The following is a 15,411-nucleotide window of genomic DNA, read 5'->3' as shown; positions in this document are numbered from 1 at the left end:
CCTAATGTCCGTTATGCGATGACAGGGTGCTATCGCTATTTGGTTGCATGATTGCTGCAGTCTTGATACGACTGATCACAAACTCACCGTCTTGCAAACTAAAGGTAAACTCCACTTGCTGCTGTGCAGATAAGTCAGTGAGGTCTACATCTGCTGCTAACATAAAATCTAATGTGGCAGCTTCGCGGTTCCATTTTACAATCTCACCACGGCTAATATTGGCGGTACGCGTTGTTTTATCAATATGGTTGATAGTACCGATTACGGTTGCCGTATTCGCAGGCTCGACCATCACATGTGTTGAGTCCATAATATGAATACCGCTCAGTAAGTAGCTATCATCAACTTGCTTAGTTAGCTCAAAATGCAGTGTTTGCCCGACTTGTAACGCACTGAAATCAACATCTTCTGTAACTATAAAATCCATAGTCATGCTTGGCCAATCGAGTTCGTCCATTGGTTCATGGCTAATATTCACCATACGGTGATCCGCCATAACGCTGTTAATAACGCCTTTACCCCACACGTGAGTGATAGTGTCTAGCGCTTGCATACGTTTAAAGTCGGAGCTTTTACTTGATTCAGAATCCAATAAAAATTGGGCTGAAGTCACCACGTGATCATCGGCTTTGAGACCCGATAAAATCACTGCGTCATTGTTATCACTACGACCAAGCTCTACCGCCACAGATTTAAAGCGCCCTTCACCTAATGCCAGCACAACACGGTCTTGGTTGCCGGTACGGATCACCGCTTCTTTTGGCACAATAAGCTGCTTGTCACTTGCTTTAGCGTGAATACTCACCTGCGCAAACATATTTGGTTTTAACTGGTGATTTTGGTTATTAAAGCGTAAACGTACCCGCAGTGTGCGATTTTTAGCATCCAGTGTTGGGTAGATATAATCAACGTTACCGCGCCAGCTTTGTCCTGCAATGTAATCTAAGGTCATGGTAACGGGTAAACCTATTTCTATTAGCTGTGCTTGGCGCTCAAATACTTCGGCTTCAACCCATACTTCATCCAACTGAGCTATGCTCATCATTGAAGTACCCGGCTTAACATAAAAACCTTCGCGTACATTGAGCTCATCAACCACCCCACTTTGACGTGCGTAAAAGGTAATGTTTTGCATCACTTTTTTATTAGCTTGTAAGCGCTCAACAAAGCCGTCCGACACATTCAATGCTTTTAAGCGCGCTTTGGCCGCGCGAATAAGCACCGTATTTTTACGATTAACTGCCAGTACAAATTCTTCTTGAGCATTAACTAACTGTGGTGAATATAAAGTATACAGTGGTTCGCCTTGCTTTACTTGAGCACCGGCCGCTTTAACGTAAAGCGTTTCTAACCAACCTTCAACCCGCGGGTGAATATGCACCTGTTGGTCTTGGTTATACTGCACATAGCCCACCGTGTTTACTTCACTTTGCAGTGCCTTAAACTGTACTTTCTCGGTTCTAACCCCCAAGTTATTAATCACCGCAGGAGATATCGTCACTGCGCCAGGACCATCTTGGTTATTACTGCTGCCCTCATCATAAACAGGCACTAAATCCATCCCCATCGGTGAGAGTCCAGGTTCATCACGGCGATAGTTGCTATCCATCGGGGCCACCCAATATAGTGGCTTTTTCTCTGTACTGTTAGCAACATGCTCATTACTGCTCCCCAGCAAAGACAATGCACCAACGGAGACTCCCGCACCTAATAGTGCTGCGATAAGAAGCTTTATATTAGTATTCACTTTGATCTCCTGCGAACTGCTCAGCCATCACAGCAGCATCTTGGCTACTGGCGTAATAATTCAGGCGAGCAATAATAATTTGTTGATCGATTTGGATATTTAACGCATCTATTTTGGCATTGAGCTCACTAATACGCGCGCGCATTACTTCTGAAAAGTCACCATCATCGCGGGTGTAGGCGTTTAATGTGGCTTGCGCTTGTTCTGCCATTTGTGGCAGCAGTTTAGTTTGATAAAGCCCACCGCGCTTAGCTAACCGTGCTAACTGGCTAAACTCTTTAAAGTACATGCCTTTAAGCTTTTGTAGTGCGATCAGCTTTTGTGTTTTTACGGCTTCCGCTATGGCGATAGCCGCATTTACTTGTTGATCTTGACGGTTATCAGTAAATAGCGGTAAATCAACACTCAATCCTACCGAAAACAGATCCGCCCGCGAGTCTCCCATTGGCGTACCATCGCGATACCCATAGCCCATGTTTACCCCAAACTGTGGTTTATAACCTTGTTTGGCAATATCAATTTCAGTTTTTTTAGCGGCTGCCGTTTGGTCAATTGCGACAATTGCAGGATGCGCCATCAGCAGCTGCATTAACTGTGTAAACTCAAGTTGTGCAAAATCGACTAGTGGTATTATGTCACTGCGCTTAGCACTCACAGGCTGAGTTAACATATTGATTGGCAACCATTGTGATAAACGCTTTTTAGCACTTTCAAACTGCTGTTCAAGCATCATTAATTTATCTTCAAGACGGGTTAACTCTAACTGTGCGCGGATAATATCTTGTTGGCGAGTGTTACCTATCGAGCTGGCATAACTTGATTCTGTAATATCAATCAGCTGCGAGAATAATGCTTTATCTTGCTCAATTAAAGCAATGCTTTGCTGCGCACGATACGCATTGAGCCAAGACTCGATCACGATGGTTTTAACCTGTGCGAGTCGGTCAGATCGTAACCATGGATATTGCTGCGCCGATTGCGCTAATGCCTGTTTTTTAAGTGCAAGGCTATCGCCGCGACTAAACATCTGACTTACACCAACCTTTAACTGGGTCATCCCTTCTTGGTCAAACGCAAAGCCATCGGTAGGTAAATTCATTAGCCCGATAGTTAATACTGGATCTGGCAAGGTGCCCGCGACTAAACTTTGCGCTTGTACTGCGGCTTGTTGATATTTACTGGCTGTTAGCCATGGCTCGTTATTAAGCGCATAGCTAAGCGCGTCATCGAGGCTAAGCTCATTGCTATGCGCTGAGATTGTAACTGTTAGCAAAAACGCTAAAAAACTGACTTTAAATATTCTGAAGTGATTCATCACTTACTCCACTAAAATTAAAAAATGATTAAATTTAGAGGCAGAAAAGGTGATTTATGTAAATTTTAGACGCACCTATCCTGCTATTAAGCAGACATAGGAGGACGGTATAACGAACTGGCTATACGATGTTGATTTTGCGGTGTGTAAAGCTGTACTTTTTCGGGGGGAGTTAGCGTAACGCTAAATAGCGCGCTCATACTTAACATTGAATGAGTACTACACGCACTCATCGGGCAGCCACATTCTTGATTAGCCGTTGCGTCATCGTCACAGCAATCCATGTTCATCATACCTGCTGGTATGTCATGGTGCATATCGCTGGTATCGGTGACTTGTGAATGGGTTTGGTTCATATGTGGCATTTCGCAACTCATAGTTACTGACGCAACCGCTTGACCCACTAAAGTGAGTAACAAAACGACGGTCAATATACTAAGGTAAATACGTTGCAAAAAAGTGCCTTTAATAAATGTAAGCTGTAAGCTGTAAGCTGTAAGCTGTAAGCTGTAAGCTGTAAGCTGTAAGTTTATGGTAACTTGTTAGTTAACACAAACGTTTAACTGTTTCTTGGTGCAATTTTTATTAAGTTACTTGCAGCGATGGCAAATAAACAATAACCAGTAAAATACCAAAAACCTGCGCCAAATTCTGCGTGCATGTTGATAAGCTCGCCCATTTGGCCATCAGCATTTCCTGCAAGATACGCAACAATTAAGGCAATCACGAATACATCTACCATGCTCCATTTACTCAGGCTTTGTATCACTTGACCGAGTTTATGCTTGAATTTATTCATCGGTATTAAACAATACACTAATTGCATTAACAGTTTTAAAGTAGGCACTACAATTGAAAATAACGCCACTAGCCCTGCAACTAAATAATTTTTGTTATTCGCAAGTTCGTTAACTGTTCCCCAGATGCTCCGCGTTTTTTTGTAAGCGCTAACTTCACCTTCAAGCTTATCAAGACCAAACATGCTTGATGCCATTGTGAGCATCCTTCTGGTATTTCTGTCGCCTTCATCAGCAAGCATTTCAATACCTGTTTTAGCTAGTTTTGACTTATCAATTTTACCTTCTAGCGTCAGCACTGGCTGAGTGACACCCGGTACAAGCAATGCTAACGCAATTAAAATAGTGGCAATTGGCAATAATAAACGCATAGCTAGTCTTTAAAAATTACTTTGTAATAACGCATCATACCCAAGGCATTATGCTTGTTCAATAATTGAGGCTAAAACTTCATCACCGTATTCACGGGCTACAAACATAGCCTTGTATACAATGTCAATTTCTGAAGCTGGTCTAATGGTTTCTAATAACTTGGTTGCCAATAGCCAGTTATCTTCTTCTACAGCGCGAGTTAATTGTAAAGTCACACCTAACATGCCGTTAAAACACAATAACGCACTAGACAAATCATCACCTAGACAAAACTCTTTTGCTATTGCGCCTAATTCCATGTTTAAAATAGCGTCAAGTACAGACATCAGGCCAACTAAGTAACCTCGCTCTGACATTTCCTTACCGCCAGGCTCAAGCATCAGCAGCATAAAATGGGCTCGTGTTAAACCAAGCTTAGTTAGCTCGCTGGGTTTATCTACCCCTAATTCGCTAAGTGCTAACACCCTTACGAATTGGCGGATTGAATCTTCGCCTAAATAAATAACCGCTTGAGAGATAGAAGTAATCTCTAAATTTTGGTTACCCGAGCGCGCATTAACTAGCTTAAGAATACGTGCAGTTAAACCAACATCTTTGGCAACTCTTTGATGTACTTCATCAAAATCAATATCCGGTCGCGATGTACACCGTAAAAGATCAAACACCGCTAGTTTTGAAGGCTCAACATTGTGGTAAGTGAGCATCTCTGGTCGCGCAAAAAAGAAGCCTTGAAAGTAGTCACAGCCTGCATCTTTTAAAGTCGTAAACTCTTCGTGAGTTTCGATTCTTTCCACAATAATTTTTACATCGGGAAAGCGTCTTTTAAGCTTTTTAAGTTGAATATTCGTTTTAATTATTGGGTTTTCAACTTCTAGCTTTATAAAATCTACCAGCTCTAATAAGGGCTCCCATTTTGCATCACCGTCATAATCATCTAATGCAAACACATAACCATCTTGCTTCAGTGAACGTACCCTTTTAGTAACTTGCTCTATATTGCCAGCTCTTTCAACAATTTCTATTACAGCGCTTTTTGGCTGTAATAGTTTAGGAAAATCATCTAACAAAGCATCCGTTGAAAGATTGATAAATGCACACTGGTTAGCTGTTAATTTATCTATACCAATCAACATCAATGCATTAAAAAATAAGCGACCTGTTGCTTGTCCGTCGGTCGTCCCTACAGGGAAAAAATTATCGCTTGAATCTCGGTACAATAACTCATAAGCAAAAATACTCTTATCAGTATTAAATATTGGCTGTCGTGCTATATATTGAGTGACCATATTTGGTACGTTCGCTGTAATTTGTGTATTCGGCATATTATTTCCTGCTAATAATTTATAGCGACTCATGCCAGCTAAATTGTTCTTTTTGTATTGACTTAGTATAGTGAACTTTTGCAAGCTTGCATTAACTAAACACAATGCTGTGGGTACGAAATTTCAGATTCCTCAACTTTCGTACCCACAACAAAAACACCGTGCACTATAACCATACATTTATCATGGATATGTTCTCATCAGGGCTGAGGTTGGGTATAATAGCGCCATACTTTTTTGTAAAAAATCACAAGAGCTAATGACATGAGCATTGAACAAGCCTTAGTAGAACGTAGCAGTAACCAATGTGAGTTGTGCTCTGCAACTGACAACTTATCTGTATACGAAGTGCCACCTGTTACAGAAACCCATTCAGACAAGTGCATTTATACCTGCCAGACATGTAAAGACCAAGTTGAAAGTAATATCGATATCACTCCAACACATTGGCATTGTCTAAACGATAGTATGTGGAGCCAAGTGCCAGCAGTCCAAGTAGTGGCTTATAGAATGCTATCTCGTTTAGCTGCTGATAATGGCTGGGCACAAGATGCGTTAGATATGATTTATCTTGAAGAAGATACGTTAGCATGGGCCAAAGTAGCACTTGCTGAAGACGATGACATCAAACATGTAGATAGTAATGGCGTAATATTACAAGCGGGCGATACTGTCACGCTAATTAAAGACTTAGACGTGAAAGGCAGCAGCTTAACTGCAAAGCGTGGAACAGCAGTTCGTAATATCGGTTTAACCAGCAACCCTGAGCACATTGAAGGTCGCGTTGACGGTCAACGAATTGTTATTTTAACTAAATTTGTTAAAAAGTAAGTATTATTCATATATCCAGTAAAAGCGCTAAATAGCGCTTTTTATACTTAAAATTAAGCTGCGATTAAGTAGCAAATAACTACACTGTAACCACTATCTACTGACTTAATTTATTTCAAGGAATAAGTCATGCTGTTACATAAACCTCGATCTGTTTTAAAATCAATTACCAACATTAGTATATTAGCTTGCAGCACGTTAATTCTGTCTGGTTGTGTAAATCAGCAGGCTACAAACGCAAGCCATGCAATTAAAAATGAAACTGTCGCAATGCTAACAACACAAGTAACCTATCTTGATCGCAGCATGCTGCGTCCCGGCTCACAATTAACGGTAACTTTAGCCGATGTGTCGAAAATGGATGTAGCTGCCGATATTATCAGTCAACAAACTATTGATATTGCTGGTGCGCCGCCATACACAGTGACACTCCCCTACGACGCAAGCATATTAAACGAACGCAGCCGCTACAGTGTTAGCGCACGTATCGTTAATCAAGATAATTTACTTTATGTAAGCACAACACATAATAACCCGTTTTCACACTCGCAACAGAGTGAACCTCTTACCATTACAGTTTCTAAAGTTGCCGCACAACAACCCGATGTAAGTTTAGTTAACACCTACTTTAAAGCCATTACCTTAAATGGTAAGCCTGTAACTGTTGAAACCAGAGAGCCGTTTATACAATTTAGTAAAGATAACAAAAGCCATGGCTTTTTAGGATGTAATAACTTTACTGGCAGTTATCAAGTCAACCAGCAATCACTCACATTTGGCCCGCAAGCCAGCACTAAAATGATGTGCTTTAAAAGCATGGAACAAGAAAGTGCAATGTCGGCAGTACTAGAGAACACAGCTCTATGGGATATTAATGGCGAATCACTGATTTTAAAAGATCTGCAAGGCAAACAACTTGCAACGTTTAAAGCCATGTATTTTAATTAATTTTGATTTCTCTGAGTATTAAACGCCCAGTTATGCTGGGCGTTTACTTTTATTCTTCGACTAATTGTTCGCTGCGATAAAAACCTGATGAATCACTCAATAAGCTAACTAGCTCAGGTAATACATTATCCATTGTTTGTTTTAACTTCCACGGTGGGTTAATTACGATCATACCTGAGGCTGTCATGCCATGAACCTCGGTATCTTCTTCTGTGGCTAATTCAAATAATTGAATATTACGCATACCTGATGCAATTAAGCCCTCTTCCATGCGCTCAATACGCTCTCTATCTACAACTGGATACCAAATCATATAAGTGCCAGTAGAAAAACGCTGATAAGCCTTCGTTAATGTTTTTACAACGGTGTCGTAATCATCTTTAATTTCATAAGGTGGATCAATTAATACACATGCCCTACGAGATGCTGGCGGCAATAACCCGACTAGGCCTGTAAAGCCGTTTTCACCACGGACACGTATAGAGCGCTTGCCGCTCATATTTTCTTGTAATAATGCCAAGTCTCGTGGATGCAACTCAAAGAACCAACCTTTGTCTTGGCGACGTAAAAAGTGCTCTGCAATTTTTGGTGACCCTGGATAAAACGCTAACGCCTCACTTTCATTAAACGACTTAATCAGATCAATATAATCATTTAACTCTTGATGTTCACTCGTATGTTGATAGAGCTTGGCGATACCATCGAGGTATTCTTGGGTCTTTTGGGCATCTGCCCCAGCCAATTCAAAAAAACCGGCGCCAGAATGCGTATCAATATAATCCAACGGTTTATCTTTAAGAGTTTGGTAACTTAATACCTGAGCAAGTACCAAATGTTTAACAACATCGGCCGGATTACCCGCATGAAATGAGTGTCTGTAACTGAGCATAATTTAATTTCGCTATAAGCTTATTTATAAAACCAGTGAACCATAAACATTATGCATTTGGCAACTGAGCGTGAACCAATTCTGAATGAAATAGCCCGTTAGCTGAATTATCCCTTAACGACGAATAAAAATCAGCTAAAACACACGTAAATACTGGCATATAAAGCAATTTTGCTTTACATTTGCATGACAATAATCACAGTTTTATGAGCGCATTTATGAATAACGAGACCCTTTCTCAATTAGAACAACTGATCGACCAATTAATTAGCCAAAATTCACAACTTCAAACAGAAGTGAATGAACTTAAAGATAAAAACAGTCAGCTGATTGATGAAAATGAAATTCTTCAACTTGAAGCACTTGAAAGCGAAGAAAAACAAAAAGATACCAGCACAACGTTAACAGGCCTACTTGAGAAACTACAAAGCGCTCAACAGGCAAACTAATGTCTGAGCTGCAAAACCAGCGAGTCACCGTTGAGTTGCTTGGTAAAGAGCAGCAATTTGCTTGCCCTGTAGGACAAGAAGACGCTCTAATTGCTGCCGCTAAACATCTTAATGATTTAGTCGAGCAAATGAAGCAACGCTCAACGGTTCGCAATGATCAAAAAGCTTTATTAATGGCTGCTTTGAACATTAGTCACGAACTGCTTGAAGCAAAAGCACAGCAAAGTGCAGAACTACAACAGCACGATCAGCTTGTTGATAAACTAAGTGCATACTTAGGTAGCTCATCAGCCAAATAAAAAGCGCTACTTAGCGCTTTTTTTGTTATTACCAATAAAATAAGCTACTGTAAGCGACCTATTTTATTGATCGATATGACCCATGCTAAGTAGTCCTTTCAAACTAATAACTACATTTAAACTGCTAATTGTTGGGTTACTAATCAGCTTAGCACCTTTCGCCTATAGTGCCGTAACGTGGCAAACAATCAGCCCAAACATTCAATTTTTACAACAGCAACCAAAGCTACGCTTTTATGATTCCAACCAAGTATTAATCCAAGGTAAAGAGTGCGCTTTAATGTTTGATGCCAGCGGCAATTTTGCAGCCGTTGAAGCTACAATTGTAAAACTAAAGTCAACTTTGACGACCCCTCTTTGCTATTTAGTTGCGAGCCATTTTCATGATGATCACTTATTAGGTATGGCCATTTTGCAACACAGTTACCCAAACGCCAAACTCATTGTTCATAAACAGATTGCCCGCGAGTTTGCAAATTTTCAACGTGCCTTTGAAGATAAACTTGATAGTTACGAGCAAAGTATTGAGCTTAGTTATCAACGATTAGCTGAACAACCAGCTTTTTTACAGCCACAATGGAGAAAGAAATTAGAATTAGCCAAACAGCGTCTACTTCGCTGGCGAAAATTTAATTTGCAGCCAAATGCAATGCAAGTCTCTGATTCTCTCACACTCAATTTAGGTGACTACCCTATAACGCTGCACGCCCATCAAGCACATACAAATGGAGATCTGACATTACTAGCAGAACAAGGAACCATCTTACTAGGGGGAGACATTGTAGATTGGCTGCCTTACCCTGGACACGGCAACTTAGTTGAATGGGCAGAACTACTTAAACAATTTAGCAATAACAAACAGATAAAAATAATTTTACCGGGCCATGGAGCGCCCTTAAAAGCAACTGATTTAAGTCAGCCATACAGGTTTTTACAACAAATTATTATGCATGTATCAACCAATCCCAATGTGGAACTTACAACATTACAGCAAAGCTTCCCTGCTGAATTTGCTAAAGATTATCAAATTGATACAACTGCCTATAAAGCTTACCCTTTATTTCTACAAGCTGGACTTAAGCGCGCGAAACAGTCAAAATAGACCCTACACAAGGTTGTGCTAAGCTTATAAAGGGATATTGATTCGGTGGTGTTTATGCGCAGGAATTATTTTTTCATTTTCGTAATAGCAATATTACTCAGCGGCTGTCAGTCTACAAAGCTGCAACCTGCAGCGCCTGATATAGAACAAGCCCCCGTTATTTTTAACCACTTTAAGCCGTCAACAAAAAACGCTATTGCGGTAAGCACGAACGCACAAGCAACACCGCCTACGACCACTATATCGACTGAACTACTGCAACCCAATAAAAAAAATCACACAGTACCGAGTCCGTATAAACCTACAATTGAAAAGTCACACTCACGATCCGCAAGCCCTGATTTATGGCAGCATATTGCTGACAACTTACATATTAAAATCTATCTAAATAGGGCACTCAATAAACGGATTAAATGGTATACCCGCCAACCTAAATATCTACAAATAGTGAACGAGCGAGCTGCTCCTTACTTGTACCATATCGTCAATAAAGTAGAACAACGTAAGCTGCCGATGGAACTGGCATTATTACCTTTTGTTGAGAGTGACTTTCGCCCAACGATCAGTTCCTCTGCTCAAGCTGTTGGGGTATGGCAGTTAGTCGCAGCCACTGCGCATCATTTTGGTATTAAGTCAGATCAATGGTATGACGGCCGTCAAGATGTACTGGCTTCAACAGATGCTGCTCTGGCGTATTTAGAATATTTATATAAACGTTTTGATGGTAACTGGATGCATGCACTCGCGGCTTATAATAGTGGCGAAGGTCGAGTACAACGCGCAATTGCTAATAATAAAAAACGTGGTAAAAGCACCGACTATTGGTCTCTCAAACTCCCTAAAGAAACGTCAGATTACGTACCTAAGCTCTTAGCATTAAGCTATTTAGTGCAAAACCCTAAGCTAGGCTTAATACGCCCTAAGCTTAAGAATAAAGCCCAAACTACTGAGTTTAATGTAGGTCAACAGTTTGATTTTTCTGTTATTGCTAATCTATCAGGTGTAGGGCGCAGCCAATTGCATAAACTCAACCCTGGTTATTTAAAAAATCAAAGTTCACCAAATGGGCCTCATACATTACTCCTTCCCTTGCAACAGCAAGCATTGCTAAGCAGTCAGTTCTTCAAGAGTAACTTTACTGGGGAGTACTTTGTTAAGAAAAACGATACCTTATACGGCATCGCTAAAAAGTTTGATATGCCCGTTAAAAAGCTAAAAATGTTAAATAATAAAAAGACCAACCTCATTGGTATTGGCGAACGCCTACTCACAGGACAGCCAAAAACAATGCCAGGCTCACTGACAATTGACTATAAAATCAGTCCTTATTTAGATGATACCCAAGTAGCCACTGCAACCATTACTGTTAATTACCAAGTCAAGCCTGGGGATACAATTTGGGATATCAGTCAACTTTATGATGTCTCGCATAAAGACCTCGCACAGTGGAATAAACTCAGTGCCTCTAGCATCTTAAAACCGGGTATAACGCTCGTATTACACTTGCCACAAGCAATAAAGCCGATCTCCCAATTACAAAATGATGGCTTATTGTTAGGATTAGAGAAAACCTTAAAACAACCACACTAACCAGCAGTTTCACATCATCCGTATTTAGCGTAAAATTAGCGTTTCATTCAGTAAATATTAAAGAGATTGGCATGCAAATCAGCAAAAACTCAGCGGTTGAGTTTCACTACACATTAAGTGAAGCCGGTGAACAAATAGAAACAAGCACTGGCAATGAACCATTAACATACATTCATGGCCTTGAAGGCATGCTTCCAGGTTTAGAAACAGCCCTTGAAGGCAAAGCCGCTGGTGATAGCTTCAGTGTTACTCTTGAGCCAAGCGAATCTTATGGTGAGCGTGTTGATGATCTAATCCAACGTATTCCACTTAAGCACCTCCAAGGTGACACCAAAGTGTGGAAAGCTGGCATGACTGCAATGGTTAGCTCTAACCAAGGTCGTCATCAAGTAACGATTGTTAAAGTAGGTCGTTTTAATGCTGACTGTGATTTAAACCACCCTTTTGCTGGTAAAACACTGACTTTTGATGTGCAAGTATTAAGCGTACGTGAAGCTACAAGTGAAGAAGTATCACACGGTCACGTTCACAGCGAAGGCGGTTGTGGTCACAACCACTAGGGAAATTCTATGTCAAAGGTTGCAATCGTTACAGGCGGTAGTAAAGGCATAGGCCAAGCTATTGTTGCACGTTTTATAAAAAATGGTTATCAGGTTCACAACCTTGATCTCGAACATTCAGATTTAGGTACTTGGCACCGCTGTGATGTCAGTAATGTAAATACGGTTAAAAGCGTTATTACTGACATTGCTAGCACAACTAAGCACATTGATATATTGGTATCTAATGCTGGCCGCCATTTAAGTGCAACCATTGAAAACACGGATGAAGCAACCTTCGACAGTTTGTTTGCGCTTAATGTAAAAGGTGCGTACGCAGCAATTCAAAGCGTATTACCAAGTATGAAAACGCAAAAAAATGGGGCGATTATTTTAATTGCCTCAGATCAAGCCATCATAGCTAAAACAAACTCGTTTGCGTATAACCTCACCAAACATGCGTTAGCGTCAATGGCAAAAACAACCGCGCTTGATTACGCCCAGTTTAATATTCGTGCTAATGCTGTATGCCCCGGCACCATTGAAACCCCCTTATTTCATAATGCGATTGATGCTTACTGTGCTCGCAGTGGCGCAGATAAAGCCAGCATAGTTGCCGAAGAAGGTGCTTTGCAACCGCTAGGTAGGCTGGGTCGAGCAGATGAAGTCGCCGCGTTAGTCAATTTTTTAGCCAGCGATGAGGCCTGTTTTATTACTGGCAGCTTACAAACTATCGATGGCGGTTATACCGCACAATGAGCGAACGTATTATTGACCCTCACGTGCATTTTTTTAATTTGCTAGATGGGCAATATGAGTGGCTACAAGGAAGTAATCCGCCCTCTTGGCCAAATTTAGAGACTATTAAACGCCCTATTAATGCTGCACAACTACAACAAACGAGTCCATTTGAAATCATAGGGCTGGTGCATATTGAAGCAGGGTTTGATAATAAAAACCCAATTAATGAGCTAAACTGGCTGGCGCAGCATCTGCACGGGGAAAACTATAAAGCAGTAGGTTTTGCTTGCATTGATAGTCCACCTGAGGACTTTAATAATGCGATAAACGCTTTATCACATTCAAGTTTGGTGGGGATTAGAGACATAACCGAAGGTGCGGATGCAACTCGGTTAACTCACCCTAATTGCCTTGATAATTTAACGCTTTTGAATGATTGCCAACTAATGTTTGAAGCACAGTTTAATGTTGAAAACTTAGCTATCACCGAGCAATTAATTAAGTACTGCCAACAACTCCCAAACTTGCACGTAGTCATAAACCATGCTGGTTTGCCGAATAACCTCTCTCTATGGCAAGAGGGAATTCGTCGACTCGCTCACATACCCAACTGCACGATTAAATTCTCAGGCTTTGAGCTATTTACAGCTATACTGCAAGCTCAGCAACAAGCGTGTTTTGACTTTATTCTTCAATGCTTTGGTCAACAGCGCGTGATGTTTGCTAGTAATTTTCCCGTATGCCAAATCAATTCAAGCTATCAACAGCGCTGGTTAAGTCATTTTACGCTTTGCAAAACCCACAGCTTATGGCAACAATTAAGCTATAAAAACGCGCGTCACTGCTATCAACTTTAATTAAAAACCGCTATATTCAGCTTATTGTTGTATAAAAACAGAACGCTTTTATGACTACTTCATCTAAAAACAAACTTATACTAGGCCTTTTTAACGTTACTTTTTTGGCCGTACTGACTGGTTGCGGTGGTGGCAGTACCATGACCGATAGTGACGGCAGTACTGGTAACACAATTAGCTGGACTCAAGGTGTCTTTCAGCCATCAGGTAATTTTGATAAACAATGCCAAGCATTGAATCAAAAGCATTTTCTTCGCTCATGGAGTAACGAAACTTACCTATGGTATGACGAAATAATAGACCGAGATCCTGCACTAACAGCAAGTGTGAGTGACTATTTCTCCTTATTAAAAACAGAACAAAAAACTGACTCTGGTGCCAACAAAGATAACTTTCATTCCAGCCTTTCTACCGCCGAGTGGGAAGCACAAAGTCAATCAGGTATCACGTTTGGTTATGGCTTTAAAGTGAAGCTATTTAGCTCAAGTGCCCCTCGAAAAGGCCTGATCAGCTATACTGAAGCGAACTCTCCCGCCAGTAATCAAAATCTTCGCCGAGGGTTTGAAATTTTAGAAGTCAATGGTGTCGATTTTATTAACGCGACCAGCCAAGCTGACGTAGATACTCTTAATGCTGGTTTATATCCAAAACAAACTGGTGTGAGCACCACTTTTTTGTTCAAAGATATCAATAATCAACAAACGCGTGAAGTAACGCTAATCTCACAAAGCATTGCATCGCAACCAGTCACTAATGTAAAAACCTTTGAAAATGACTCGGTGGGTTATTTTCAATTTAATAGCCACAACGCGATTGCAGAAAAGCCACTTTTTGATGCTTTTAATTCTCTAAAAGCAAGTAACGTAACTGATCTCATCATTGATATGCGTTACAACGGGGGGGGCTTTCTACAAATGGCGAGCCAAATAGGCTACATGATCGCTGGAGCCGCCAATACAAATAACAAAATATTTGAACGCACTATTTTTAACGACAAACACCCAACTATAAACCCTGTTACTGCTAAGCCTTTAGCACCCGTTATGTTTATTGACGAGTTTATCGGCTTTGCTGAGAATCCAGCGGTAAGTCCCGGCACGCCTTTACCGAGTCTTAATTTAAAACGGGTTTATGTATTAACTACCAGTAGCACTTGCTCAGCCAGTGAAGCGATTATTAATGGCTTACAAGGAGCTGATATAGAAGTAATTCAAATTGGTTCAGGTACTTGCGGTAAACCTTACGGTTTTTATCCTACCGATAACTGCGATACAACCTATTTCAGTATTCAATTTACAGGAGAAAATAATAAAGGGTTTGGTGAATATTCAGATGGTTTTGCTCCGCAAAATACAGTAGATAATGAGCGCTTACCTGTGCGCATAGCGGGCTGTGCAGTGGCTGATGACTTTAGTTACCAACTAGGCGATCCAAATGAAGCCTTACTTAAAACAGCTTTAAGCTATCGAAGTAATGGTAGCTGCCCTGTCGCTACCTCAACTGCCAGTATACAAGGCTTTGCACCATCAAGCGTTAGCGATACACCTGACGTATTTGATAATCGTGCTACCACATTAATTGAAACCAATAAGGTTTTACCCTCAAATTAGGTC

At 40.8% G+C, this 15,411-nt stretch carries 16 protein-coding genes; 10 read left to right on the top strand and 6 right to left on the bottom strand.

What is annotated here, in order from left to right; translation table 11 throughout:
* Window position 1 precedes the first annotated feature (1 nt).
* The 5 genes from A7967_RS12195 to A7967_RS12175 all read right to left on the bottom strand — a co-directional run bounded on the left by A7967_RS12195 (window position 2) and on the right by A7967_RS12175 (window position 5,553).
* Window positions 2-1,747: an efflux RND transporter periplasmic adaptor subunit gene (locus A7967_RS12195; protein WP_054452836.1), complete on the bottom strand. Its 1,746-nt coding sequence runs from the start codon at window positions 1,745-1,747 to the stop codon at window positions 2-4.
* Window positions 1,737-3,062, bottom strand: a complete 1,326-nt coding sequence (locus tag A7967_RS12190) for a TolC family protein (protein WP_054204492.1) — start codon at window positions 3,060-3,062, stop codon at window positions 1,737-1,739. The genes A7967_RS12195 and A7967_RS12190 overlap by 11 nt, the downstream gene beginning before the upstream one ends.
* Before the next feature lie 86 nt (window positions 3,063-3,148).
* A complete protein-coding gene (locus A7967_RS12185; RefSeq protein WP_054204493.1) occupies window positions 3,149-3,517 on the bottom strand; it encodes a hypothetical protein in 369 nt (122 codons plus the stop codon).
* 104 nt (window positions 3,518-3,621) lie between these two features.
* Window positions 3,622-4,230, bottom strand: coding sequence for a paraquat-inducible protein A (locus A7967_RS12180; RefSeq protein WP_054204494.1), 609 nt, complete (start codon window positions 4,228-4,230; stop codon window positions 3,622-3,624).
* 48 nt (window positions 4,231-4,278) lie between these two features.
* The gene (locus A7967_RS12175) at window positions 4,279-5,553 is read right to left on the bottom strand and encodes an EAL and HDOD domain-containing protein (protein ID WP_054204558.1); all 1,275 of its coding nucleotides are present in this window, start codon (window positions 5,551-5,553) and stop codon (window positions 4,279-4,281) included.
* A 264-nt stretch (window positions 5,554-5,817) separates the two neighbouring features.
* Between A7967_RS12175 and A7967_RS12170 the strand changes: the two genes are divergently transcribed.
* Both A7967_RS12170 and A7967_RS12165 read left to right on the top strand, forming a co-directional pair.
* A complete protein-coding gene (locus A7967_RS12170; RefSeq protein WP_054204495.1) occupies window positions 5,818-6,384 on the top strand; it encodes a PhnA domain-containing protein in 567 nt (188 codons plus the stop codon).
* 129 nt (window positions 6,385-6,513) lie between these two features.
* The gene (locus A7967_RS12165) at window positions 6,514-7,332 is read left to right on the top strand and encodes an META domain-containing protein (protein ID WP_054204496.1); all 819 of its coding nucleotides are present in this window, start codon (window positions 6,514-6,516) and stop codon (window positions 7,330-7,332) included.
* 49 nt (window positions 7,333-7,381) lie between these two features.
* Here A7967_RS12165 and A7967_RS12160 read toward each other — a convergent pair whose 3' ends face one another.
* Window positions 7,382-8,221 (bottom strand): 23S rRNA (adenine(2030)-N(6))-methyltransferase RlmJ, encoded by an 840-nt coding sequence (locus A7967_RS12160; RefSeq protein WP_054204497.1) that lies wholly within the window; start codon window positions 8,219-8,221, stop codon window positions 7,382-7,384.
* Window positions 8,222-8,439: 218 nt separating this feature from the next.
* On the opposite strand from A7967_RS12160, the gene zapB reads away from it, so the two are divergent.
* From zapB to A7967_RS12120, 8 genes are all read left to right on the top strand, one after another.
* The gene (zapB, locus tag A7967_RS12155) at window positions 8,440-8,670 is read left to right on the top strand and encodes a cell division protein ZapB (RefSeq protein ID WP_054204498.1); all 231 of its coding nucleotides are present in this window, start codon (window positions 8,440-8,442) and stop codon (window positions 8,668-8,670) included.
* Entirely contained in the window at window positions 8,670-8,969 is a 300-nt protein-coding gene (locus A7967_RS12150; protein WP_054204499.1) for a cell division protein ZapA, read from the top strand. Before zapB ends, A7967_RS12150 begins: the two co-directional genes overlap by 1 nt.
* Before the next feature lie 82 nt (window positions 8,970-9,051).
* Window positions 9,052-10,071 (top strand): MBL fold metallo-hydrolase, encoded by a 1,020-nt coding sequence (locus A7967_RS12145; protein ID WP_054204500.1) that lies wholly within the window; start codon window positions 9,052-9,054, stop codon window positions 10,069-10,071.
* Between the two features lie 54 nt (window positions 10,072-10,125).
* Complete coding sequence (locus tag A7967_RS12140) at window positions 10,126-11,661, top strand: transglycosylase SLT domain-containing protein (RefSeq protein WP_054204501.1); 1,536 nt, start codon at window positions 10,126-10,128, stop codon at window positions 11,659-11,661.
* 71 nt (window positions 11,662-11,732) lie between these two features.
* Window positions 11,733-12,221 carry an FKBP-type peptidyl-prolyl cis-trans isomerase gene (locus A7967_RS12135; protein ID WP_054204502.1) on the top strand — a complete coding sequence of 163 codons (489 nt, stop codon included), beginning with the start codon at window positions 11,733-11,735 and terminating at the stop codon, window positions 12,219-12,221.
* Window positions 12,222-12,230: 9 nt separating this feature from the next.
* Window positions 12,231-12,959, top strand: coding sequence for an SDR family NAD(P)-dependent oxidoreductase (locus tag A7967_RS12130; protein ID WP_054204503.1), 729 nt, complete (start codon window positions 12,231-12,233; stop codon window positions 12,957-12,959).
* Entirely contained in the window at window positions 12,956-13,798 is an 843-nt protein-coding gene (locus A7967_RS12125; protein WP_054204504.1) for an amidohydrolase family protein, read from the top strand. Before A7967_RS12130 ends, A7967_RS12125 begins: the two co-directional genes overlap by 4 nt.
* A gap of 50 nt (window positions 13,799-13,848) precedes the next feature.
* Window positions 13,849-15,408 (top strand): S41 family peptidase, encoded by a 1,560-nt coding sequence (locus A7967_RS12120; protein WP_054204505.1) that lies wholly within the window; start codon window positions 13,849-13,851, stop codon window positions 15,406-15,408.
* Window positions 15,409-15,411: the final 3 nt, after the last annotated feature.

It is taken from the genome of Pseudoalteromonas neustonica, assembly GCF_001653135.1.
In the GTDB taxonomy this organism is placed as follows: domain Bacteria; phylum Pseudomonadota; class Gammaproteobacteria; order Enterobacterales; family Alteromonadaceae; genus Pseudoalteromonas; species Pseudoalteromonas neustonica.
The sequence above is the reverse complement of the archived record's forward strand: the minus strand, read 5'-3'. Positions and strand labels throughout refer to the sequence as shown.

What these genes read in the sequence shown, in the direction of transcription:
- A7967_RS12190 (WP_054204492.1), bottom strand. Translation starts at nt 3,062, where the DNA reads ATGAATCACTTCAGAATATTTAAAGTCAGTTTTTTAGCGTTTTTGCTA.
- A7967_RS12180 (WP_054204494.1), bottom strand. Translation starts at nt 4,230, where the DNA reads ATGCGTTTATTATTGCCAATTGCCACTATTTTAATTGCGTTAGCATTG.
- A7967_RS12175 (WP_054204558.1), bottom strand. Translation starts at nt 5,553, where the DNA reads ATGCCGAATACACAAATTACAGCGAACGTACCAAATATGGTCACTCAA.
- A7967_RS12170 (WP_054204495.1), top strand. Translation starts at nt 5,818, where the DNA reads ATGAGCATTGAACAAGCCTTAGTAGAACGTAGCAGTAACCAATGTGAG.
- A7967_RS12165 (WP_054204496.1), top strand. Translation starts at nt 6,514, where the DNA reads ATGCTGTTACATAAACCTCGATCTGTTTTAAAATCAATTACCAACATT.
- A7967_RS12160 (WP_054204497.1), bottom strand. Translation starts at nt 8,221, where the DNA reads ATGCTCAGTTACAGACACTCATTTCATGCGGGTAATCCGGCCGATGTT.
- zapB (WP_054204498.1), top strand. Translation starts at nt 8,440, where the DNA reads ATGAATAACGAGACCCTTTCTCAATTAGAACAACTGATCGACCAATTA.
- A7967_RS12150 (WP_054204499.1), top strand. Translation starts at nt 8,670, where the DNA reads ATGTCTGAGCTGCAAAACCAGCGAGTCACCGTTGAGTTGCTTGGTAAA.
- A7967_RS12145 (WP_054204500.1), top strand. Translation starts at nt 9,052, where the DNA reads ATGCTAAGTAGTCCTTTCAAACTAATAACTACATTTAAACTGCTAATT.
- A7967_RS12140 (WP_054204501.1), top strand. Translation starts at nt 10,126, where the DNA reads ATGCGCAGGAATTATTTTTTCATTTTCGTAATAGCAATATTACTCAGC.
- A7967_RS12135 (WP_054204502.1), top strand. Translation starts at nt 11,733, where the DNA reads ATGCAAATCAGCAAAAACTCAGCGGTTGAGTTTCACTACACATTAAGT.
- A7967_RS12130 (WP_054204503.1), top strand. Translation starts at nt 12,231, where the DNA reads ATGTCAAAGGTTGCAATCGTTACAGGCGGTAGTAAAGGCATAGGCCAA.
- A7967_RS12125 (WP_054204504.1), top strand. Translation starts at nt 12,956, where the DNA reads ATGAGCGAACGTATTATTGACCCTCACGTGCATTTTTTTAATTTGCTA.
- A7967_RS12120 (WP_054204505.1), top strand. Translation starts at nt 13,849, where the DNA reads ATGACTACTTCATCTAAAAACAAACTTATACTAGGCCTTTTTAACGTT.